Here is a 21745-nt window from a genome sequence, read left to right on the forward strand (position 1 = left end):
GGTGCAACTTGATGCTACAATTGCGCCATTCGCGTCACCTGAGTCCCGAGTCATGAGCGATCATTTCGCTACCAACCTCAAACTGGCCTGCAGCCACTACCGCTCTATCTCCGAAGTTTGCCGCCAGCTGTCGATCAACCGCGCGCAGTTCAACAAGTACCTGAGTGGGCAAAGCCGCCCGACGGCCTACAACCTCAAGCGCATCGGCGATTTCTTCGGGGTAGAAGATTACGAATTGCATTTGCCACCCGAGCAGTTCAGCCGCCTGATCGGTGCCCGCGTGTCGACCCCGGCCGAGCAGCCTGGCGACCCGATCAGTGATCTGTTCCGCCCGTTGCACGCCCATGCGGGGAACCTGTCGCGCTATTGCGGTTACTACCTGGAATATTCCAACTGCATGTCGGTTCCGGGTACGGTCCTGGTGTCATTGGTGCACCTGTGGGAGGAGCGCGGGCAGTTCCTTTTCGAACGCCAGGAACGCCAGGAGCGTTCCAGCGCCACCAACCCCCATGCCGGGGTGCGTTGTCGCTATCTGGGAGCGGCGTTCCAGCTGCAGGACCGGATGTTCCTGGTCGATTACGAGTCGCTGACGTTCAACGAGATGAGCCAGACTATCCTCATCCCCAGTTTCAAAAGCCGCATTACCCGCCTCAACGGCCTGAAGGCCGGCGTATCCAGCGGAGACCGGCGCAACCCGGCCTGCACTCGGGTTGTGTGGGACTACCTGGGAGAGGAGATCAATCGCATTAATGTCTACCGGCAGGTAAAACTGTACCAGCCGGATGATCCACGCATAGATGACGATGTGCGTGAGCGCCTTAGCGTGGGGCCGTTGCGTAACAGTCTGTTCGAAATCGAGTGATGCTTTTTTCAGAGAACAAGTTGATGTAACCACTCGCCAACAGGGTTGCCTGGGTCGAGCAGCAACTTGATTGCCATGATGCAGCAAACACATACCAGCAACGGCTTGATCAGACGGGGGCCAAAGTGTACTGCGCAGCGTGCGCCCAGTTGAGCCCCCACAAAAGCAGCGAATGCCATTGCCAGTGCCAGCGGCCAGATGATCGCCCCGCTCAGTGAAAAGACTGACAACGCGCCCAGGTTACAGGCTGCGTTCAAAAGCTTGCTTGTGCACACGGCTTGTATCAAGTGCTGGCCCAAGAGGATCACGCAGGCCAGCATGAAGAACGAGCCGACGCCAGGGCCGAAGATCCCGTCATAAAAGCCAATGATTGGTGCAACCGTAATGCAGAACAGGCTGGTCGATATCTTTGCCTTGCGCGCTTGTTCATTCGGCTTTGGACTGAAGGCAAAGTAGGCGGCTATCAGGATCAGCAGAGGTGGAACGCACGCCTGCAGAACGCTTTTGGGCACGTAAGTTATCGACAAGGCACCCAACGCCCCTCCGATAAACGACATGACAGCCATTGGACTGCCTTGTCTCCAGTCGATCATGCCTTTGCGGGCGAAGGCGCACGTAGCCGAAACCGTAGCCGAAGCCGCCTGGAACTTGTTGGTGGCAATTGCCGCCAAGGGTTCGATACCGGCAATGAACAACACCGGGAGCGTGATCAGGCCCCCGCCACCGGCGATAGCATCGAAAAAGCCGGCCATCAGTGCCACCAGTGCTAGGGTCAGAACAAGCGTTAAATCTAATTCGATCATTGCGTGTTTTCCTATGATCAGCCACGCACCAGCAGCGGGTCTTCAGCGAGCACCAGCGGTTCGGCGAAGGGGGAATATCCGAATTGACGGATAAGCAGGCGCCGGTTGTCCTGAACCATGTCGCGGCCGTGCAAGGCTCGGCTGTTGTTGATCAGCAGTGCGGTGTCAGGCTGCAGGACAAACGCCAACGGTTGTGTGGTATCCAGTATTTTTTGAAAGGAGTCGAAAGCGCGCGCAGCAGCGCTGCAGGCGCGTTCATTCAGACTGAAGCGATAGCAATTGTAACGAACAGAGAAACCACCATTTGGCTCGAATTGCAGTATTGAAACTGCTTTGCCTGCATTGCCTTGTCCGTGACCGAAGCAGTCACTGCGGGTGAAGTCGAAAGACGCTGAAGTCAGTGCAAGTGTGCCCATGCTACCCAAGCGTTCAATGATTCCCCGGAGCGGGAAGACATGCGTAGGTTCATTGGCGGGGTTCCAGCGCGCAGTCAGAATCAGTGCAGAGGGAGCAGGGGAGTGAGCGTTGCTGGAAATTGTCGAGCAGTTGTAGGGCGCTTCAGTGTGCGGCCCCAAGCGCAAGCCCGCATGCGAGCTGGTTTCAACTTTCAGGCAGGGATCTTCGTCGAGTCGCGGAATGCGGCCACCGCCCTTGAAGTTGCCTACCAGGCGAACCTGCTTACCCTCGTTATCTATATCGAAGGCGAAACTGCGGTGGCGCACGAGCTCCAGCAGTAGTTGATTGCGTGAGGCAAGGTATTGGCAGCGTGGGTTTTGCGCCAGGGCGGAAATGTGGGGCAGATATTCTGGTATTGGCTCGTCGGCACAAGGCATATGCCTGTACATCAAGGCAGATAGCTGGCCTTCACTGAAGCGTTGTAGCAACCCACGCTGTTCCACGCTCAAGGCTTGCTCGAATTGATCGGCGAATATACGAGCCTGAAGTGCTACTCCTTTGGCCTCTGGGCCACCCAGGTCAGCAATTGTCTGGCTTGCAAAGGCTATGGCTTTGCTTTGCTCCGGGCTGAAATCCAGGTATGCAGCTTCCGAGTGAGGCATTGAACGTTCCTTGTACTTGTTTTTGTGAAGCTCCCCGGCTGGCAAGTGGGGGAGTCAACTATTCAATGCGGTTGTGCTGTTGCGCGGAAGTCAGCTCGTTCCTGGTATGTCGTAGGAGATTTCTGCGTGTTGCGGTATTGAACGGTGGAACTTTGAATTCAGTACCGCCTGTGGCATCGAACGGGTCCGGTGTTGGACTTCCCCGCCCGGAAACCGCAAAATGACCCCTTTCCTTCAATCAACCTCTCCGGATCTGCTGACTCTATGCGTATGCGCCTAATGCTGTTGGGTGGTGGCAATGCCCTCGGGCAAGCGCTGATTCGTCTTGGGGCCGAGGAGGACATCGCATTCCTGGCTCCGCGCCCGCCCGAGAACGGCTGGACGCCGGCCAGCCTCACCCAGCTGCTCGACGATCATCGTCCCGATGCACTGGTCAACCTGGCCTATTACTTCGACTGGTTCCAGGCCGAGTCGGTCAGTGAGCAGCGCCTGGCCCAGCAGGAGCGGGCTGTGGAGCGGTTGGCAGAGCTGTGCCAGCACCACCAGATCACCCTGGTTCAGCCATCCAGCTACCGGGTGTTCGATGGTTCTCGGGCCACGGCCTACAGCGAAAAGGACGAGCCGGTACCGCTGGGCCTGCGTGGCCAGGCCCTGTGGCGCATCGAGCAGAGCGTTCGCGCGGCTTGCCCGCAACACGTGCTGTTGCGCTTTGGTTGGCTGCTCGACGAAAGCATCGACGGGGCGTTGGGCCGCTTCCTGACCCGCGCCGAGCAACCCCAGGAGCTGCTGCTGGCCGATGACCGGCGTGGCAACCCTACGCCAGTCGACGACGCCGCCCGGGTGATCCTGTCGGTGCTCAAACAACTCGATTGCAGTGCGCCGCTGTGGGGCACCTACCATTACGCCGGCAACGAGGCGACCACGCCGCTGGCGCTGGGCCAGGCGATCCTCGCCGAGGCAGGCCAGTACCGGCAGCTGGCCGTGCAGGCGCCGACGCCGCAGGCACATGCCGCACGGCCGGATGCCAGCGAAGAGCCGCAGCACGCGGTACTGGCCTGCAAGAAAATCCTTCATACCTTCGGCATCAAGCCGCGCGCCTGGCGCGCCGGCTTGCCGCCTCTACTGGACCGGTTCTACCGCCATGGCTGACGCCCCCATCCTGATCACCGGCGGTGCCGGCTTTATTGGCTCCCACCTGTGCGATGCGTTGTTGGAGAAAGGCTACGCCGTACGCATTCTCGACGATTTCTCCACTGGCCAGCGGGGCAACCTGCAGGTTGACCACCCTCGGCTGGAACTGGTTGAAGGCGATGTCGCCGATGCCAAGCTGGTCACGCAGGTTACGGCTGGCTGCAGTGCCGTGGTGCACCTGGCAGCGGTGGCCTCGGTGCAGGCCTCGGTCGAGGACCCGGTGCGGACCCACCAGAGCAATTTCATCGGTACCCTCAACGTGTGCGAAGCCATGCGCGTGCATGGGCTGCGCCGGGTGCTGTTCGCCTCCAGTGCGGCGGTGTATGGCAACAATGGTGAAGGCGAGTCGATTGCCGAAGACACCCCCAAGGCGCCGCTGACCCCGTATGCCGTGGACAAGCTGGCCAGTGAGCAGTACCTGGACTTCTACCGTCGTCAGCATGGCCTGGAGCCGGTGGTGTTCCGCTTCTTCAATATCTTCGGGCCGCGCCAGGACCCGTCATCGCCGTATTCCGGGGTGATCAGCATCTTCTCCCAACGTGCTGTGCAGGGTTTGCCGATTACCGTGTTCGGTGATGGTGAGCAGACCCGGGACTTCCTTTACGTGGGCGACCTGGTGCAGGTGATGGTGCAGGCGCTGGAGCAGCCGCAGGTCGAGGAGGGAGCGGTGAATATCGGCCTCAACCAGGCCACATCGCTTAACCAGCTGCTGGCAGCGCTTGAGAAGGTGGTGGGTAGCTTGCCGGCGGTCAGCTATGTGGCGGCACGTTCGGGTGACATTCGCCATTCGCGGGCGGATAACCAGCGCTTGTTGGCGCGGTTCGAGTTTCCGCAGGCGACGCCGATGGTCGAGGGCTTGTCGCGGCTTCTGGGTAAGGGCTGAAATTCTTGGTGGCGCTTTGCGCCCCTATCGCGACACAAGGCCGCTCCTACAGCTACCGCGCAACCTCGGCCTGGCGCGATCGCTGTAGGAGCGGCCTTGTGTCGCGATGGGCTGCGCAGCAGCCCCAGAATCACTCATGCCGCACCACTTTTCGCAGGCAATCCCCTGCCGCCAGCACCCGCCCATCCCGGGCCCGCACCTGCAGTGTTTCCAGCGCCTGCCCCGTATCACTATCCACCAACTCCGAACGCACCTCGCCCGCCTCGAACAGAAACCGCTCCCCCCACTGCCTCAAGCCAACCACCACCGGGAACACCGATCGCCCTTTCTCGGTCAGCACATACTCCTTGTAGGCACTGCCATCCGACGCCGGCTGCAGCGTCAGCAGCCCACTCTCCACCAGCCACTTCAGCCGTGAGGCGAGGATGTTCTTCGCCAGCCCCAGGTTCTTCTGGAATTCACTGAAGCGCCGCAGCCCATCGAATGCGTCGCGCAGGATCATCAGCGCCCAGCGGTCTCCCAGTACCTCCAGCGCCCGGGCTACGGGGCATTGCGCATTGTTTTCATCGAGCATGGACGGGGCCTTTCGTGATCATCTGGTTGCAGATTAAAACCACATTTGCTAAATAGCCAGTATGTGGTTTCAATTCGAAACCAGATTGACGAGACCAGCCCGATGAACCCTGCACTGACACGCTGGATAACCCTGCTGCTGGCCATTACCAGCGCCATGGCTGTGGCGACAGTGTATTTCGCCCAGCCTCTGCTCGAGTCGATGGCCGCTGACCTTGGCGTGGCGCAGCAGCAGATCGGTTGGGTAGTTGGCGCGACCCAGGCGGGCTACGCCCTGGGGTTGTTGCTGATCGTGCCGTTGGGTGACCTGATCGACCGCAAGCGCCTGCTGCTCGGGCAGTTGCTGTTCTCGGCCCTGGCGCTGGTTGGGGTAGGCATGGCGCCCAACTGGGCGCTATTGCTGCTGGCCCTGGCTATCACCGGGCTGATGGCGGTCATGGTGCAAGTGATGGTGGCGCATGCTGCGAGCCTTGCCGCCCCCGGCCAGCAAGGGCAGGCCGTGGGCACCGTCACCAGCGGCATAGTGCTGGGCATTCTGCTGGCGCGGCTGGTCTCGGGCGGGCTTGCCGACCTGGCTGGCTGGCGCAGCGTGTACCTGTTTACCGCAGGGTTGTTGATGCTGCTGGCTGGGCGTGGCGCAATGGCCAGCCGTTTGATCGGCGCCTACATGTGCTGCTATTCGCTTGGCAGTGGAGTGGGGGCAGTGCTGGCGAGCTGGGTGTATGCCCATTGGGGTTGGGCAGCGGTGTGTGGGCTCGGGATGGGCATCAGCGCGGTCGCGCTGGGGTACTGGTTATGGCTGCAACGCGCGAGGGCGGCCGAAGCCGCCCTGCAGTGTTCAGGTCAGAACTTGTAGCCAAGGCCGACCATGTACACCCATGGGTCGACATCGACGTCGACTTTGGTCTTGCTGTAGCCCAGTGCGGACGGGCCGTCGACGCTGGCCTTGGTGTCGATGTCGACGTACCAGACCGCGGCGTTGACCAGCAGGTTGTCGGTGATCATGTAGTCCATGCCCAGCTGGCCGGCGAAACCGACCGAGTCCTGCAGCTTCAGGTTGCTGAAGCCTTGCTGCTTGCGGGCGCTGCTGAGGTCTTCATCGAAGAACAGGGTGTAGTTGATGCCGACACCAGCGTACGGCTGGAACTTGGAGGTCGGTTCCATCGGGTAGTACTGCAGCGACAGGGTCGGTGGCAGCTGCTTGATGTCGGCCAGCTTGCCGTCCAGGCCGCCGCCCAGGCCCTTGACGCCAACGGTATGCTTGAACGGGGTGGCCGCCAGCAGCTCCAGGCCGACATGGTCGGTGAGCATATAGGCGAAGGTCAGGCCCAGCTGGGTGTCGCTGTCCAGGGTTGCCTTGGTGCCCGAGACTTTGTTGCCGTCGAATTTCAGGTCGCCGCTGCTCTCGTTGGGCGCGGTGGTGATCGCGCCGGCACGGACGATGACATCGCCTGCCTGGTGGGCGTTGGCAACAGGGGTAGCGAGCGCCAGGGCCGCGAGGGCGGCGCTGAGCAAGGACTTGTTCATGGAAGCTCCCAGAGGACGTGAGTAATCGAGTAGTCCAATGGTACGGATGCGTCTGAACGGAAAGTTTGACCCAGCTCAACGAAGCATCGCCACAAATTCGAAATAGTTCTCATCTCAGCTCATAAGCGTATATTTTCTCGGCTTCCATCTGGTAGCCGGCATCGGCCAGTTCGCTGCTGGAGGCTCTAACCTGAAGCTTTCCCTCGATCCAGTAGGGCTGGTAGAGGTCTTCAATGCGAACGCCCATTTCACTGAAGATGTGCACAATCTGGTTCGACGGTGGCGGTGGCACGTGGATGCACGCGCCGTAGTAGGGGACCAGCAGGAATTCGGTGGTGCGGCCTTCTTCGCTCACCTCCAGCGGTACGATGTAGCCGGGCAGTTTGATCTGCTGGCCGTCGAGGCTTTTTACCACTGGTGCATCGGGGGCCTGCTGGCGCGCCGGCGGGGCGGACTCGGCGGACAGGGCGTTGCTGAGCTGCGACATGTCGTGCAACGGCGCGAGTTGGGGCGGGATGACCGGGGCGCCTTCGGGGATGAGGGCGGGCCAGTCAAGTTCGCGGGGTTCCGAGGCCCAGGTGGGCGATGCCAGCGAAAGCAGCATGACCAGTAGTAGTTGTACTGCCTGTACTGGCCTCTTCGCGGGTGAACCCGCTCCCACAGGTCCTGCATAGGCTTTGAAGCTTGTGGTGGACCTTGTGGGAGCGGGTTCACCCGCGAAGAAGGCAGTGAGGTATTGGATCATTGCACGCCCTCAGAGGTGAATGGACAAGCCGTCGGCCAGCGACTGCCGATAGGCCCGCCACGCCGGTACGCTGCCCATCAACAGCGCAGCTCCCAGGATGATAGCCAGCAACGTCCATTCATGAGCACTCGGCATGGCCAGCGGCAAGTACAAACCATAGTTGGCCTGCACATACCCTTGTGCCAGGGCGATTCCCGCATACAGCAAGCCAAGCCCTGCAGCGATCCCTACCGCCGCCAGCGACAGTGCCTCCAGCACCAGCAGCCCTGCGATATGCCACGGCCTGGCACCAACCGAGCGCAATATCGCCATCTCCCTGCGGCGTTCATTGAGGCTGGTGAGAATCGCCGTAAGCATGCCGATCAGGCCGGTCAGCACCACGAACAGCGACACCACGAACAACGCCTGCTCCGCGGTGCCCATCAGGCTCCACAGCTCCTGCAGGGCTACCCCGGGCAGGATCGCCAGCAACGGCTCGCTGCGGTATTCATTGATCTCCCGCTGCAGGCTGAATGTCGCGATCTTGCTGTTCAGGCCGAGCATGAACGCAGTGATGGCGGCAGGCTGCAGGTCCATGGTCCGTGCCTGCTCGGCGCTGATACGCCCGGCGCCACGGGCCGGCACACCGTTGTGCCAGTCGATGTGGATGGCTTCCATGCCGCCCAGGCTGATATGCAGCGTGCGGTCGACCGGTGTGCCGGTGCGCTTGAGCACTCCGACTACGGTGAACGGCTTGTCGTCGTGCTTGACCAGGCTGATCGCGGCCACGCCGTGGGCAAGCACCAGCTTGTCGCCCAGCTTGTAGTGCAATGCCTCGGCCACTTCGGCACCCAGCACCACCTCGAACGGATCATCGGCAAACGCGCGGCCATGGCTCAATTCCAGGTGCTGGCGGCGGCCGTACTGGTAATGGCTGAAGTAATCACCGGTAGTGCCCATCACTCGATAACCACGGTGCGAGTCGCCCAGCGAGATAGGGATGGCCCATTCCACCCGCGGGTCCTTGGCGTAGTGCTCATAGCTGTCCCAACGGATGTTGTTGGTGGCGTTGCCGATGCGGAACACCGAGTACAACAGCAGGTTCACCGAGCCGGAGCGGGCGCCGACGATCAGGTCGGTACCGCTTATGGTGCTGGCGAAGCTGGCCCGGGCCTCGGTACGGACCCGCTCCACGGCCAGCAGCAGGCACACCGACAGGGCGATGGCGAAGGCGGTGAGGAATGCGGTGAAGCGGCGGTTGGCCAGGCTGGCCAAGGCAAGGCGGAGCAGGTACATCAGGCCTCCCGGGACTTGGCGGCGCGGTTGAGTTCGGCCAGCGACAGGTGGCGGTCGAACAGCGGCGCCAGGCTCTGGTCGTGGCTGACGAACAGCAGGCTGGCACCGGCGGCGCGGCATTCATCGAACAGCAGGCGGATGAACGCTTCGCGGGTGTCGGCATCCAGCGCCGAGGTCGGTTCGTCGGCGATCACCAGTTCGGGTTGGCCGATCAGTGCGCGGGCGGCAGCGACCCGTTGCTGCTGGCCGATCGACAGGCTGTCGGCGCGGCGGGCGAGCAGGGCGGGGTCGTCCAGGCCCAGGTGGGCCAGCAAGGTGCTGGCTGCCTGGTCGACACTGCCATGGCGTTGCTCGGCGCGGGCCTTGCGGCTGCGCGAGAAGCGGCAGGGCAGCTCGACATTTTCGCGTACCGAGAGGAACGGCAGCAGGTTGAACTGCTGGAAGATATAACCGGTGTGGTCGACCCGGAAGCGGTCACGGGCGCCTTGGCCCAGGCGCCCGAGGTCCTGGCCGAGCAACTGGATGCGGCCCTGGCCTGGTACGTTCACCCCGCCCAGCAGGCCCAGCAATGTGGTCTTGCCACTGCCACTGGGGCCCTTGAGAAACAGGGCTTCGCCAGCCTCCAGGCGGAATGCCGGAATATCCAGCAGCGCCGGCTGGCCGGGCCAGGCAAACACCAGGTCATGCAGTTCGATCAACGGCTGGCGCATTCAGAACGCGACCGCAGCCTTGGCTGGCGTGGCTTCCGCGCCTTTCTGGCCATTGGGGCCGATCAGTTGAACGGTGATTTTCTGGGTAGCCGGGAACGCCTTGAACAGCGGAGCGAGGTCCACCTGCGCCAGTTTGTCGGGGTCGGCGCAAGTCAGCTGGTAATGGGCGCCGATGTCGCTGTGCTGGTGGCTGTGCTCGTGGTCGTCACCATCGTCGTCGGCTTTCGGGGCATCACCGAACAGCGGGCTTTCCAGTTCCTGCTGGTCTTCCTTGCAACCGGCAGCGGCGGGCAGGCCGAACAGCTTCAGTGGCTGCTCCAGCTGCTGGCGCACCGCCGCGACCTTGGCCTTGTCGGCGTCGCTGTTGGCGGCGTGTTCGAAGCCGACCAGGTTCATTGCCGGGCTGTCCAGCTCCAGCTCCAGGGTGTTGCCATCGAGCACGGCATTGAGCTTGGCCACGCCATGCTCGTGGGCGCCGAGGGTGCCGTGGTCGTGATCATGGTCATCATCGTGGGCTTGGGCCACGGCCAGGGGCAGCAGGGCGAAGGGCAAGGCGAGCAACAGGCGACGCATGGACGACTCCGGAGCGGGCGGGAAGATCGGGTTATGTTATAACAACTTTTCCGTGTGCTGCCAGCCTGCGTGGCGCAGGTTTCATGTTGGGGTAGGATGGTGGCATTGACTTGGGTTCAGGGAATGCAGCATGAGAATTCGTGGACAGATTGGTGACTGGCCTGTGGATCTGACCATCGAGCTGGCGCCTGAAGAGTGGGCGCAACTGGGGCGGCGGATCGAATTGCCTGCGGTGGCACAGACCGCAACAGCGGAAACCGTGGCGACAACTCGTCAGGATGACGGGCAATGGACTGCGGCACGTGAGGTGTTGCGCCTGGCAGGGCAGATGAGCGGGCCGGAATTGCTGGATCGGCTGGAAGGGCTGGCTGGGAGTACGGCGGCGGGTAAACGGCTGCTGGTGCGCTTGCGGCATAGCCGTGAAGTCAAGGTGGAAAGTGGCGTGGACGCGCCGGTGTATCACTGGGTGGGATAAATCTGTATTGCCTGTGCTGGCCTCGTTCGCGGGCATGCCCGCGAACGAGGGCAAAGCCCTCGCAATAGGCCTAGGGTCAGAACATCGCCGCCGATAACTTGCGACGATACACGCCGACCAGCGGGTGATCACCGCCCAGCAGCTCGAACACCTGCAGCAACGCCTTCTGCGGCAGCCCGTTCTCATAACCACGGTTACGCTGGAACAGCTTCAGCAACCCTTCCAGCGCCGCTTCATATTGCTGGCGCGCCAGCTGCTGCACGCTCAGCTGATAAGCCGCTTCATCATCCTGCGGGTTCTGCGCCAGGCGGCTTTTCAGGTCAGCCACTTCCGGCAGACTGGCGGCCTGGCGCAGGAAGGTCAGTTGTGCCTTGGCGCCGGCCAGTGCAGCTTTGTGCTCGTCAGTCTTGACCGCATCCAGCACCACCTGGGCTTCACCCAGCTCCCCGCGCTCGGCCAGGCAACGGGCATACAGAATCAGTGCCTCGGCATTGCTGTTGTCCTCACCCAGCAGTGCCTGCAACAGTGCTTCGGCCTCGGCAAAACGGCTTTCGGCAAAAAGTCCCTTGGCCTGCTCCAGCGGCGAGGCGGTAGGCGCGGCAGGCAGTTGCACGTGCGGCTCGAGCATCGCGCGGATCGCCGATTCCGGCTGCGCACCGGCAAAACCGTCCACCGGCTGGCCGTCCTTGAACAGCACCACGGTCGGCAGGCTGCGGATGCCGAACTGGGCAACTACCTGTTGCTCCACGTCACAGTTGATCTTGGCCAGCAGCAACTCGCCCTGGTAACCCTCGGTGATCTTCGCCAGCAGTGGCATCAGTGCCTTGCACGGCGCGCACCACTCGGCCCAGAAATCCACCAGCACCGGTTTGTGGAAGGAGTTCTCGATAACCAGTTGCTGGAAGGTGGCATCGGTAGCGTCGAAAATGTATGGCGTGTCTTGGGTCATCGCGACTCTCGCAAACTCGTGGATAACACCACTATAAGGTGTCGCGGCTGGCGTGGTACAGGCTGACCCGGCGGAATTCGTGCGGCTCGGCCAGGTCTGGCAGGGTGAGCGCTTCCAGCACGCCCAGTTGTTGATACAACGGGTGGCTGAAGTCGCGTACACGCGAGTCGGCCACCAGCGCCTGGCGCCCGCGGCCGAGGAAGGCATCCAGCAGCGGCAGGTTGGCGCGGTCGTACAGCACGTCGGCAACCAGGATCAGATCGAAGCGATCGTCCTCGGCGAAGAAATTGCTGCTGTAACCCAGTTCCACCCCGTTCAGCGCGGCATTTGCGCGGCAGGCATCGAGTGCCAGCGGGTCGAGGTCGCAGGCCACCACTTCCAGCGCACCGGCGCGGGCGGCGGCAATACCGGCGATACCGGAGCCGGCGCCAAAGTCCAGCACGCGCTTGCCGGCTACCCATTCCGGGTGCTCGGCCAGGTAACGGGCCATGGCCAGGCCGCTGGCCCAGCAGAAGCTCCAGTAGGGCGGTTCTTCAAGAATGCGCCGGGTCTCTTCGCTGCTGAAGGCGCGGTCCATGTTCTGGTCGTCGATCAGCCACAGCTTGAGGTCGCAGCCGGGCAGCTCGCTGACGACAAGACGCGCTTCGCCGATCAGGCTGCTGAGGGCCTGTTGCAGGGCCTGTTGCAGGGGCTGTTGTAGGGAGACTGGCGCCACTTACGGCGCCTTCTCGAAACGCAGCGGGCCGATGGCCTGGGTCTGGGCCTGGGTAATGCGCACCGGCGGCAGGTGCATGATCAGCTGGCCAGAGCTGCTGGCGCGGCCGCGCAGCTCGACCCGGGCACCGGCGGGGAAGGCCTCGGGGTTGAAGCGCAGTTGGTAGGGCAGGGCCTGGCCGGTGCCAGTCAGGTTGCTGCTGGCCAGCAAGCGTTGTGGGCGGTCGCGTTCGTCGATGACCAGCAAGGCCAGCTCCACGTCGGCACCGGCGGGGATTTCCAGCAAGGTGCCGCTTAGCTCGCGCTGGTAGGCCGGCAGCGGGCCCAGTACTGCGGCCGGCTTGGCCGTGCGGGCTGGCGTGGGTGCCGGAGGGGTGTCGGGCTTCGGCCTGTCGCTGCCGCAGGCGGCGAGCAGGGCGGCGCAGCACAGCACGACGAGCGCTCGGTAGTGCATGGGGTAGTCCTTCACGGGCAGATTTCCCATGGATGTTAACCCCTTTGGCTTGTCTTGCCAGTGGGATGCGCTACCATGGCCCTCCCTTTTTTTGTTGCCTGCCACCATGCACTGTCCCTTTTGCGGTGCCAACGACACCAAGGTCATCGACTCTCGCCTCGTCGCCGAGGGCGAGCAGGTGCGCCGCCGCCGCGAATGCGTCGCCTGCGGCGAGCGTTTCACCACTTTCGAAACCGCCGAGCTGGTGCTGCCCCGGCTGATCAAGCAGGACGGCACGCGCCAACCCTTCGACGAAGAAAAACTGCGCGCCGGCATGCAGCGGGCACTGGAAAAGCGCCCGGTCAGCGTCGAGCGTCTGGAAGCTGCGCTGGCGCATATCAAGAGCCGCCTGCGTGCCACCGGCGAGCGTGAAGTCAAATCGCTGGTGGTGGGTGAAATGGTCATGGCCGAGCTGCGCAAGCTCGACGAAGTGGCCTATATCCGTTTTGCCTCGGTTTACCGGCGCTTCCAGGACCTCGACGAGTTCCGCGAAGAAATCGACCGCCTGGCTCGCGAGCCGGCTAAAGAGTGATCATGCCCAGCCAAGCTGCCATCCTCGACGCCCACTACATGGCCCGCGCGCTGGAGCTGGCGCGCAAGGGCCTGTACACCACCCACCCGAACCCGCGCGTAGGCTGCGTGATCGTGCGCGATGGCGAGGTGGTCGGCGAAGGCTGGCATGTACGCGCCGGCGAGCCGCATGCCGAAGTGCATGCGCTGCGCCAGGCCGGTGAGCGTGCCCGTGGCGCCTGTGCCTATGTCACCCTCGAGCCGTGCAGCCATCACGGCCGCACGCCGCCGTGCGCCGAAGCGCTGGTCAAGGCAGGCGTGGCACGGGTGGTAGCCGCCATGCAGGACCCCAACCCGCAAGTGGCGGGGCAGGGCCTGCGGCGCCTGGCCGAGGCCGGTATCGAAGTGGCCAGCGGCGTGCTCGAGGCCGAGGCCCGCGCACTCAACCCCGGTTTCCTCAAACGCATGGAACATGGCCTGCCGTTCGTTCGCGCCAAGCTGGCCATGAGCCTGGATGGCCGCACCGCCATGGCCAGTGGCGAAAGCCAGTGGATCACCGGCCCGGCCGCCCGTTCGGCGGTGCAGCGCCTGCGCGCCCGCTCCAGCGTGGTACTGACCAGCGCCACCAGCGTGTTGGCCGACAACGCGCGGATGACCGTGCGCGGCGCCGAGCTGGGCCTGGATGCCGAAACCACTGCCCTGGCTCTCAGCCGCACACCGCTGCGCGTGCTGATCGATGGCCACCTGCGCCTGCCGCTGGATGCGCCGTTCTTCCAGGCTGGCCCGGCGCTGGTGGTGACCGCTGTCGCAGATGACCCGCGCTATGCCGCTGCCGGCCACGAACTGCTCAGCTTGCCGGGTGACAATGGCCAGGTAGACCTGTCGGCGTTGCTGCAGGCCCTGGCGGCCCGCAGCATCAACGAAGTCCTGCTGGAAGCCGGTGCCGGCCTGGTCGGCGCCTTCGCCCGGCAAGGCCTGATCGACGAGTACCAACTGTTCGTCGCCGGCACTTTCCTTGGTTCCCAGGCTCGTCCGCTGTTGGACTGGCCACTGGACAAGATGAGCGAAGCGCCGCGGCTGAAAATTACTGAAATGCGCGCAGTGGGCGATGACTGGCGGGTCACGGCCATCCCCCTGCCGGCACCCCGCGTATAATGCCTGGCTTGCCCTGCGCAAAACGTTTTTGAGGAAGACCCCATGTTCACCGGCATCATCGAATCCATCGGCACCATCCGCAGCCTGACCCCCAAGGGTGGCGACGTGCGCGTATACGTCGAAACCGGCAAGCTCGACCTGGGTGACGTCAAGCTCGGCGACAGCATCGCCGTCAACGGCGTGTGCCTGACCGCCGTCGAACTGCCGGGCGACGGCTTCTGGGCCGACGTCAGCGTCGAAACCCTCAAGCGCACCGCCTTCATCGACCTCAAGAGCGGCAGCAAGGTCAACCTGGAAAAAGCCCTGACTCCCACTACCCGGCTGGGCGGGCACCTGGTCAGCGGCCACGTCGACGGGGTCGGCGAAATCATCTCGCGCAGCGATAACGCCCGCGCCATCCAGTTCCGCGTGCGTGCACCGAAGGAGCTGGCCAAGTACATCGCCCACAAGGGTTCGATCACCGTCGACGGCACCAGCCTGACGGTCAACGAGGTCAATGGCGCCGAGTTCGAGCTGACCATTGTCCCGCACACCCTGTCCGAAACCATCATGGCCGACTACCGTGCAGGGCGTCGGGTAAACCTTGAGGTCGACCTGCTGGCCCGTTACCTGGAGCGTCTGCTGCTGGGTGACAAGGCCGCCGAACCGAGCAAGGGCAGTGGCATTACCGAAAGCTTCCTGGCCGCCAACGGCTTCTTGAAATCCTGATTGAGAAGGGGGTGCCGCGTGGCGCTCAACAGCATCGAAGAACTGGTCGAAGACATCCGCCAGGGCAAAATGGTCATCCTCATGGATGACGAAGATCGCGAAAACGAAGGCGACATCATCATGGCAGCCGAGTGCTGCCTGCCCGAGCATATCAATTTCATGGCCAAGCACGCCCGTGGCCTGATCTGTATGCCGATGACCCGCGAGCGTTGCGAAACGCTGAAGCTGCCGCTGATGGCGCCGCGCAACGGCTCGGGCTTCGGCACCAAGTTCACCGTGTCGATCGAAGCCGCCGAAGGAGTCACCACCGGCATCTCCGCCGCTGACCGCGCACGCACCGTGCAGGCGGCGGCCGCCAAGGACGCCAAGGCCGAAGATATCGTCAGCCCTGGCCACATCTTCCCGCTGATGGCCCAGCCTGGCGGTACTCTGGCCCGTGCCGGCCACACCGAGGCCGCGTGCGACCTGGCGCGCATGGCCGGTTTCGAGCCGAGCGGCGTGATCTGCGAAGTGATGAACGACGACGGCACCATGTCGCGCCGCGCCGAGCTGGAAGTGTTTGCCGCCGAGCACGGCCTGAAGATCGGCACCATCGCCGACCTGATCCACTACCGCATGATCCACGAGCGCACCGTGCAGCGCGTCTCCGAGCAACCGGTCGAGAGCGAGCTGGGTGAGTTCAACCTGGTCACCTACCGCGACGCGGTGGAAGGCGACGTGCACATGGCCTTGACCCTGGGCAAGATCTGCGCCGAAGAGCCGACCCTGGTCCGCGTACACAACATGGACCCGCTGCGCGACCTGCTGCTGGTCAAGCAACCGGGCCGCTGGAGCCTGCGCGCCGCCATGGCTGCCGTGGCCGAGGCCGGCAGCGGCGTGGTATTGCTGCTGGGGCACCCGCTGGACGGCGACGTGTTGCTGGCGCACATCCGCGAAAGCGCTGGCGATGCACCAGTCAAGGCACCGACCACCTACAGCACCGTGGGTGCAGGTTCGCAGATCCTGCGCGACCTCGGTGTGCGCAAGATGCGCCTTATGAGTTCGCCGATGAAGTTCAACGCGATATCCGGATTCGATCTGGAAGTTGTAGAATACGTGCCCTCCGAGTGACTTGAGGCGGCAGTGACGCCCTCCAGCTCGAGTCCATACCCCTGTCGAGGCCGCCAGCATGCGGCCTCGCTCTTGAAGATGAGAATATCGGAATGACCCTGAAGACCATCGAAGGTACCTTCATCGCCCCCAAAGGTCGCTATGCTTTGGTGGTTGGCCGCTTCAACAGCTTCGTCGTCGAAAGCCTGGTAAGCGGTGCCGTTGATGCCCTGGTACGCCACGGTGTCAGCGAAAGCGACATCACCATCATCCGTGCCCCGGGTGCATTCGAAATCCCGCTGGTGGCACAGAAGGTCGCCCAGCAAGGCGCCTACGACGCGATCATCGCCCTGGGCGCCGTGATCCGTGGTGGTACCCCGCACTTCGAATACGTGGCGGGCGAATGCACCAAGGGCCTGGCCCAGGTGTCCATGGAGTTCGGTGTTCCGGTGGCCTTCGGCGTACTGACCGTCGACTCCATCGAGCAGGCCATCGAGCGTTCCGGCACCAAGGCCGGCAACAAAGGTGCTGAAGCTGCCCTGTCCGCTCTGGAAATGGTCAGCCTGCTGGCGCAGTTGGAGGCCAAGTGATTAGCGACGAAAGCGATCGTTTCAACCCGCGCGATCCAAAACCTGCGGATGCCGGCAAGCCATCGAAGAGTGCCAAGCGCCGCGAAGCCCGCAAGCTCGCGACCCAGGCACTGTACCAGTGGCACATGGCGCAGCATTCGCTGAACGAGATCGAAGCGCAGTTCCGGGTCGATAACGATTTCTCCGATGTCGACGGCGCTTATTTCCGCGAGATCCTGCATGGGGTCCCGGCGATCAAGAGCGAAATCGACAGCGCCCTGAAGCCATGCCTGGACCTGGCACTGGAAGAGCTCGACCCGGTCGAGCTGGCCGTGCTGCGTCTGTCTACCTGGGAGTTCATCAAGCGCGTCGACGTACCGTACCGCGTGGTGATCAACGAAGGTGTCGAGCTGGCCAAGGTCTTCGGTGCCACCGACGGCCACAAGTTCGTCAACGGTGTGCTGGACAAGCTGGCCCCGAACCTGCGCGAAGCAGAAGTCAAGGCGAACAAGCGCTGATCCTGGCGCTTGCAGACCATGGGTGAGTTCGAGCTGATCAGCCATTACTTCGCCGCCGCGCCCTGTGCGCAAGGCGGTGAAGGCGTGGCCCTTGGCATCGGTGACGACTGCGCCTTGCTGGGCCTTCCTGCCGGCGAGCAACTGGCGGTGTCCACCGACTCCCTGGTTGCCGGGGTGCATTTTCCGGCTCTGTGCGACCCTTGGTTGCTCGGCCAGCGCTCGCTGGCCGTGGCGGCCAGCGACCTGGCTGCCATGGGCGCCACCCCCATCGGCTTCACCCTTGCCCTGACCTTGCCCGAGGTCAGCGCCGACTGGCTGCAAGCCTACGCCAGCGGCCTCAACCGCATGGCCGGCCATTGCCAGCTAAGCCTTATCGGTGGCGACACCACTCGCGGCCCCCTGAGTATCACCATGACCGTGTTCGGCCGGGTTCCGGCGGGGCAGGCGTTGCGCCGTGGCGGGGCTCGTCCGGGCGACTTGCTGTGCGTGGGCGGTGAGCTGGGCAATGCGGCGGGTGCCTTGCCGCTGGTGCTGGGCCAGCGCCAGGCGGATGCCGCGCTGGCGCAACCGTTGCTCGACCATTACTGGTCGCCATCGCCACAGTTCGCCCTGGGCCAACTGCTGCGCGGGCGTGCCACCTCGGCGCTGGATATTTCCGACGGCTTGCTGGCCGACTGCGGGCATATCGCCAAGGCCTCCCGTGTGGCGCTCGAGGTGAACCTGGAGCAGGTACCGGTGTCAGCCGCTCTGCAGGGGTTCCTCGGTGCCGAGGCGGCCGTGCAGGCGGCGCTGACCGGTGGCGACGACTATGTGCTGGCGTTCACCTTGCCGCCAGCCGAGCTTTCATCCCTGCAGGCACAAGGCCTGGCGGCATTCCACGTCATCGGGCGGGTGCTCGAAGGGCAGGGTGTGAGCCTGCGCGACCGGCAGGGCCAGGACATCACCCCGCGGCAACGCGGCTATCAACATTTTAGGGAGACACCGTGACCGATCACCCCAACCAGGTGCCTGCGGAGTTTGTTCCGCCTTCGGTCTGGCGCAACCCGTGGCACTTCATCGCCTTCGGTTTTGGTTCTGGCACCTTGCCAAAGGCGCCGGGCACCTGGGGCTCGCTGGTGGCCATACCGTTCATCCCGCTGTGGCAGATGCTGCCCGACTGGGGCTACTGGCTGTTGCTGGGCGTGAGCATGCTGTTCGGCTTCTGGCTATGCGGTAAGGTCGCCAATGACTTGCGCGTGCACGACCATGAAGGCATTGTCTGGGACGAGATCGTCGGCATGTGGATAACCCTCTGGCTGGTGCCGGAAGGCTGGCAGTGGCTGCTGGCGGGGTTCCTGATGTTCCGCTTCTTCGACATTCTCAAGCCGTGGCCGATCCGCTGGGTCGACCGCCATGTGCATGGGGGTGTTGGCATCATGCTCGACGATATCCTGGCTGGCGTGTTTGCCTGGCTGGGGATGCAGGTTCTGGTTTGGGCGGTTGCCTGATACAGGGAGCGTGTGAATGGCCATGAGGACCGTGCTGCTGGCAATGCTGCTGAGCCTTGCCCCGTGGGCGGCGGCTGCCGAGGGTGTGCCGAAACAGATCCACCTGGTCAGCGAAGAGTGGCTCGACTACACCAACGCCGACGGTACCGGGGTAGCCTGGGACGTGCTGCGCAAGGTGTTCGAGCCGGCCGGGGTCAAGGTGGTGACCCAGAGCGCGCCTTACAGCCGTGCGATCGGGCTGGTCAAGCGTGGCGAGGCTGACGCCTGGGTAGGCTCGTACAAGGACGAGAACGACGACAACCTGTACCCGCGCTGGCACTTCGACATGGACCACATCTACGCCCTGGGGCTGGTCAGCAAGCCTGTGCCTACCCAGGAGACCATAGGCCAGTACCGCCTGGCCTGGGTGCGTGGCTACGATTTCGGCAGCTACCTGCCCAATGTGCATGACTTTCGCGAAGTCCAGCGCCGCGAAGGCATTTTGCCGATGCTCGAGCATGACCGCGTGGACTACTACATCGATGCGCTGACCGAGGTCGACTACGTGCTCGGCCAGACCTCCCAACCCGAGCGCTTCCGCCGCACCCATGTGGCCGAGCTGCCGCTGTACCTGGCCTTTGCCCGCAACGACCAGGCCAAGGCCCTGCGCGACCTGTTCGACAAGCGCATGGCCGAGCTGGTGCGCAGTGGCGAGCTGAAGCCGATCTTCGAGCACTGGCAGCAGCCGTATCCGTTCAGCCCGGATAGCAACCCGCATTGACCTGTGGGAGCGGGCGTGCCCGCGAAGAATCCACCGCGGTGGGAGGCACCGGCTACGCCGGTGTTCGCGGGCATGCCCGCTCCCACAGGATTGCGTACAGACCTCTGCTAAGCATCGAACTTTTCGATCTTACCCCACGATATTCAGCCAGCCCACATCCCCCAACCTGCTGATACAATCGGCCCACGAGAAATTTAAACTTATTCCAGGAGCACAACGTGCCCGTCGTCTTTGTTGCCGCCTCTAAACTCCCGACTCCCTTCGCGACCTTCACCATGCATGGCTTCCTCGACGAAGCCACTGGCCGTGAGCACGTGGTGCTCAGCCTGGGTGACATCGCGGACGGCCAGCCGGTGCTGGGGCGCCTGCACTCCGAGTGCCTGACCGGCGATGCCCTGTTCAGCCAGCGCTGCGACTGCGGCTCGCAGCTGGAAGCCGCGCTGCAGGCCATCGCCCGTGAAGGCCGTGGCGTGCTGCTGTACCTGCGCCAGGAAGGCCGTGGCATCGGCCTGCTGAACAAGATTCGCGCCTACGAGCTGCAGGACGGTGGCGCCGATACCGTCGAGGCCAACGAGCGCCTGGGCTTCGCCGCCGACCAGCGCGACTACGCCATGTGCCTGCCGATGCTGGAGCACCTGGGCGTGAAGTCGCTGCGCCTGATGACCAACAACCCGCGCAAGGTCAAAGCCCTGACCGACATGAACATCGTCGTCGCCGAGCGCGTACCGCTGCACACCGGGCACAACCCGCACAACCGCTACTACCTGGCAACCAAGGCCGGCAAGCTGGGCCACATGCTGGGTAACGAGCACCAGGGCGAGGTGCCTCAGGCGTGACCCGCGCCGAGGTCAAGCGGCGCCTGGCGCTGGCCTGGTGGCAATACCTGGCGGTGGGCCTGGTGCCGCTGCCAGTGATGGCCTGGGCCTTCGGTGGCGGTGATGCGCTTGCCTCGGTGCTGGCCATGCCACTGTTCATTGCCGGCGCGGCGACCATGTTCCTCAGCCTGCCGCGCTTCGGTGCCTACAAGCGCGCCCTTATCGCCACTTCCAAGGTGCTCGGCACTGGAGAAGAGCCCGCCGCCTGGATCGAACTGGCGCGGGTGCGGCGCCTGGCCATGCTGTATGCCTGCTTGCCGGCCTGGGTCGCCGCCTTGTCGGTGCTGGTCGGCCTCGAGGCGGTGCCGCAGATCCTGCTGGCGTTGTCCACCGCAGTGGTTCTGTACCTCTATCGCATTCCACGCCAGCTCGGCTGATGCGCCTGCTGCCCGGCCTGTTGGCGCTGCTCGTCTGCTCCACACTGGCCGCCGAACCCCTGCGAGTGGTCAGCCTGGCCCCGTCGATGAGCGAGATCATGCTCGAACTGCAGGCCGATGACCTGCTGGTCGGTGTGCTCGACGGTGGCGAACGGCCGGCGGCGCTGCGCGAGTTGCCCTCGGTGGGGCGCCAGGGGCAACTGGACCTCGAACGCCTGCTCAGCCTGCGCCCCGACCTGTTGCTGCTGTGGCCGGGCAGCGTGCCGCCGGCCCAACGCGACCAGCTCAAGCGCCTGGGTATCGCAACGTACAGCGCAGAACCCCATGATATCGACCAGCTGATCGAGCAGATCGAAGCCATCGCCGAACGAATCGGCCGTGCCGAACAGGGCCATCGGTATGCCCAGGCCCTGCGTGACCGACTGCGGCAGCTGCGCCAGCAGTATCGACGGGACGAGCCCTTGCAGGTGTTCTACCAGGTCTGGGACCGACCGCTGTATACGCTCGGTGGCCGGCAGGTGGTCAGCGATGCCCTGGCCGTTTGCGGCGCGCGTAATGTCTTCGCCGATCTCACCCAGGCGGCGCCGCAGGTAAATGTGGAGTCTGTGCTGCTGCGCAACCCGCAGGTCATTCTGGCGGGTGATCAGGCGCAGCTGGCGGGTTGGAAGGCCTGGCCACAACTGCGTGCAGTTGCCGATGATCGTTTACTGGTGGTGCCAGACAAGGGCCTGGAGCGGCCTAGTGGGCAGATGATCGAAGCTACGGCGCGTTTGTGTGCGTTGCTCGAGGCTAACGCGCCGGCGTCCAAGTAAGCTTTTGCGAGGGCTGCGCCCTCGATCGCGACGCAAGGCCGCTCCCACAGGGAC

General features: G+C 63.7%; 28 protein-coding genes. 17 read left to right on the plus strand and 11 right to left on the minus strand.

All coding sequences use genetic code 11. The features are described from left to right. Window positions 1–52: 52 nt before the first annotated feature. A complete protein-coding gene (locus tag NY023_RS02545; protein WP_024086176.1) occupies window positions 53–862 on the plus strand; it encodes a helix-turn-helix domain-containing protein in 810 nt (269 codons plus the stop codon). A gap of 8 nt (window positions 863–870) precedes the next feature. Here the strand turns inward: NY023_RS02545 and NY023_RS02550 are convergent, their stop codons facing one another. Together NY023_RS02550 and NY023_RS02555 are read right to left on the minus strand one after the other, a co-directional pair. Continuing rightward, entirely contained in the window at window positions 871–1665 is a 795-nt protein-coding gene (locus NY023_RS02550) for a TSUP family transporter (RefSeq protein WP_013970658.1), read from the minus strand. Window positions 1666–1682: 17 nt separating this feature from the next. Then, complete coding sequence (locus tag NY023_RS02555) at window positions 1683–2723, minus strand: hypothetical protein (protein ID WP_013970659.1); 1041 nt, start codon at window positions 2721–2723, stop codon at window positions 1683–1685. A gap of 264 nt (window positions 2724–2987) precedes the next feature. On the opposite strand from NY023_RS02555, the gene NY023_RS02560 reads away from it, so the two are divergent. Continuing rightward, window positions 2988–3872, plus strand: coding sequence for a sugar nucleotide-binding protein (locus NY023_RS02560; RefSeq protein WP_024086179.1), 885 nt, complete (start codon window positions 2988–2990; stop codon window positions 3870–3872). Continuing rightward, window positions 3865–4797, plus strand: coding sequence for an NAD-dependent epimerase/dehydratase family protein (locus tag NY023_RS02565; protein WP_013970661.1), 933 nt, complete (start codon window positions 3865–3867; stop codon window positions 4795–4797). Before NY023_RS02560 ends, NY023_RS02565 begins: the two co-directional genes overlap by 8 nt. A gap of 130 nt (window positions 4798–4927) precedes the next feature. On the opposite strand, the gene NY023_RS02570 is transcribed toward NY023_RS02565, so the two are convergent. Beyond that, complete coding sequence (locus NY023_RS02570; RefSeq protein WP_013970662.1) at window positions 4928–5371, minus strand: winged helix-turn-helix transcriptional regulator; 444 nt, start codon at window positions 5369–5371, stop codon at window positions 4928–4930. Between the two features lie 102 nt (window positions 5372–5473). Here NY023_RS02570 and NY023_RS02575 point away from each other — a divergent pair, with 102 nt between their 5' ends. Continuing rightward, window positions 5474–6226, plus strand: a complete 753-nt coding sequence (locus NY023_RS02575; protein WP_044046879.1) for an MFS transporter — start codon at window positions 5474–5476, stop codon at window positions 6224–6226. On the opposite strand, the gene NY023_RS02580 is transcribed toward NY023_RS02575, so the two are convergent. The 5 genes from NY023_RS02580 to NY023_RS02600 all read right to left on the minus strand — a co-directional run bounded on the left by NY023_RS02580 (window position 6214) and on the right by NY023_RS02600 (window position 10200). Further along, window positions 6214–6897, minus strand: a complete 684-nt coding sequence (locus tag NY023_RS02580) for an OmpW/AlkL family protein (RefSeq protein ID WP_013970664.1) — start codon at window positions 6895–6897, stop codon at window positions 6214–6216. The genes NY023_RS02575 and NY023_RS02580 overlap by 13 nt on opposite strands. Before the next feature lie 109 nt (window positions 6898–7006). Next, on the minus strand, window positions 7007–7501 hold the full coding sequence (locus NY023_RS02585) for a DUF3299 domain-containing protein (RefSeq protein ID WP_038408606.1): 495 nt from the start codon (window positions 7499–7501) through the stop codon (window positions 7007–7009). A gap of 150 nt (window positions 7502–7651) precedes the next feature. Then, entirely contained in the window at window positions 7652–8917 is a 1266-nt protein-coding gene (locus NY023_RS02590; RefSeq protein WP_013970666.1) for an ABC transporter permease, read from the minus strand. Continuing rightward, window positions 8917–9627, minus strand: coding sequence for an ABC transporter ATP-binding protein (locus NY023_RS02595; protein ID WP_013970667.1), 711 nt, complete (start codon window positions 9625–9627; stop codon window positions 8917–8919). Before NY023_RS02595 ends, NY023_RS02590 begins: the two co-directional genes overlap by 1 nt. Then, complete coding sequence (locus tag NY023_RS02600; protein WP_013970668.1) at window positions 9628–10200, minus strand: DUF2796 domain-containing protein; 573 nt, start codon at window positions 10198–10200, stop codon at window positions 9628–9630. A 130-nt stretch (window positions 10201–10330) separates the two neighbouring features. Between NY023_RS02600 and NY023_RS02605 the strand changes: the two genes are divergently transcribed. Beyond that, complete coding sequence (locus NY023_RS02605; protein WP_023663079.1) at window positions 10331–10675, plus strand: hypothetical protein; 345 nt, start codon at window positions 10331–10333, stop codon at window positions 10673–10675. Between the two features lie 76 nt (window positions 10676–10751). Here NY023_RS02605 and trxA read toward each other — a convergent pair whose 3' ends face one another. The 3 genes from trxA to NY023_RS02620 are packed head-to-tail and all read right to left on the minus strand — an operon-like array spanning window position 10752 to window position 12792. After that, complete coding sequence (gene trxA, locus NY023_RS02610; RefSeq protein ID WP_013970670.1) at window positions 10752–11624, minus strand: thioredoxin; 873 nt, start codon at window positions 11622–11624, stop codon at window positions 10752–10754. A gap of 31 nt (window positions 11625–11655) precedes the next feature. Then, the gene (locus NY023_RS02615) at window positions 11656–12312 is read right to left on the minus strand and encodes a class I SAM-dependent methyltransferase (protein WP_038410335.1); all 657 of its coding nucleotides are present in this window, start codon (window positions 12310–12312) and stop codon (window positions 11656–11658) included. A 27-nt stretch (window positions 12313–12339) separates the two neighbouring features. After that, a complete protein-coding gene (locus NY023_RS02620) occupies window positions 12340–12792 on the minus strand; it encodes a YbaY family lipoprotein (RefSeq protein ID WP_024086181.1) in 453 nt (150 codons plus the stop codon). A gap of 106 nt (window positions 12793–12898) precedes the next feature. On the opposite strand from NY023_RS02620, the gene nrdR reads away from it, so the two are divergent. The 12 genes from nrdR (at window position 12899) to NY023_RS02680 (ending at window position 21691) form a co-directional block, all read left to right on the plus strand. Continuing rightward, complete coding sequence (gene nrdR / locus NY023_RS02625; RefSeq protein ID WP_003255402.1) at window positions 12899–13363, plus strand: transcriptional regulator NrdR; 465 nt, start codon at window positions 12899–12901, stop codon at window positions 13361–13363. A 2-nt stretch (window positions 13364–13365) separates the two neighbouring features. Further along, complete coding sequence (gene ribD, locus NY023_RS02630; RefSeq protein WP_024086182.1) at window positions 13366–14496, plus strand: bifunctional diaminohydroxyphosphoribosylaminopyrimidine deaminase/5-amino-6-(5-phosphoribosylamino)uracil reductase RibD; 1131 nt, start codon at window positions 13366–13368, stop codon at window positions 14494–14496. Between the two features lie 42 nt (window positions 14497–14538). Beyond that, on the plus strand, window positions 14539–15204 hold the full coding sequence (locus NY023_RS02635; protein ID WP_003255399.1) for a riboflavin synthase: 666 nt from the start codon (window positions 14539–14541) through the stop codon (window positions 15202–15204). Window positions 15205–15222: 18 nt separating this feature from the next. Next, a complete protein-coding gene (gene ribBA / locus NY023_RS02640; protein WP_003259341.1) occupies window positions 15223–16314 on the plus strand; it encodes a bifunctional 3,4-dihydroxy-2-butanone-4-phosphate synthase/GTP cyclohydrolase II in 1092 nt (363 codons plus the stop codon). A gap of 92 nt (window positions 16315–16406) precedes the next feature. Next, a complete protein-coding gene (gene ribE, locus NY023_RS02645; RefSeq protein ID WP_003255395.1) occupies window positions 16407–16883 on the plus strand; it encodes a 6,7-dimethyl-8-ribityllumazine synthase in 477 nt (158 codons plus the stop codon). Further along, the gene (gene nusB / locus NY023_RS02650; protein WP_013970674.1) at window positions 16880–17380 is read left to right on the plus strand and encodes a transcription antitermination factor NusB; all 501 of its coding nucleotides are present in this window, start codon (window positions 16880–16882) and stop codon (window positions 17378–17380) included. The genes ribE and nusB overlap by 4 nt, the downstream gene beginning before the upstream one ends. Window positions 17381–17398: 18 nt before the next feature. After that, the gene (gene thiL, locus NY023_RS02655; RefSeq protein WP_013970675.1) at window positions 17399–18367 is read left to right on the plus strand and encodes a thiamine-phosphate kinase; all 969 of its coding nucleotides are present in this window, start codon (window positions 17399–17401) and stop codon (window positions 18365–18367) included. After that, window positions 18364–18867, plus strand: a complete 504-nt coding sequence (locus tag NY023_RS02660) for a phosphatidylglycerophosphatase A (RefSeq protein ID WP_004376077.1) — start codon at window positions 18364–18366, stop codon at window positions 18865–18867. Before thiL ends, NY023_RS02660 begins: the two co-directional genes overlap by 4 nt. Window positions 18868–18883: 16 nt before the next feature. Then, window positions 18884–19627 carry a substrate-binding periplasmic protein gene (locus NY023_RS02665; protein WP_013970676.1) on the plus strand — a complete coding sequence of 248 codons (744 nt, stop codon included), beginning with the start codon at window positions 18884–18886 and terminating at the stop codon, window positions 19625–19627. 218 nt (window positions 19628–19845) lie between these two features. Further along, entirely contained in the window at window positions 19846–20463 is a 618-nt protein-coding gene (ribA, locus tag NY023_RS02670; RefSeq protein ID WP_003260612.1) for a GTP cyclohydrolase II, read from the plus strand. Beyond that, window positions 20460–20879 carry a hypothetical protein gene (locus NY023_RS02675; RefSeq protein ID WP_013970678.1) on the plus strand — a complete coding sequence of 140 codons (420 nt, stop codon included), beginning with the start codon at window positions 20460–20462 and terminating at the stop codon, window positions 20877–20879. Before ribA ends, NY023_RS02675 begins: the two co-directional genes overlap by 4 nt. Beyond that, window positions 20879–21691 (plus strand): cobalamin-binding protein, encoded by an 813-nt coding sequence (locus NY023_RS02680; RefSeq protein ID WP_013970679.1) that lies wholly within the window; start codon window positions 20879–20881, stop codon window positions 21689–21691. The genes NY023_RS02675 and NY023_RS02680 overlap by 1 nt, the downstream gene beginning before the upstream one ends. The last annotated feature ends 54 nt before the right edge of the window (window positions 21692–21745 follow it).

This window comes from Pseudomonas sp. NBB (assembly GCF_032701105.1).
GTDB lineage: Bacteria > Pseudomonadota > Gammaproteobacteria > Pseudomonadales > Pseudomonadaceae > Aquipseudomonas > Aquipseudomonas asiatica.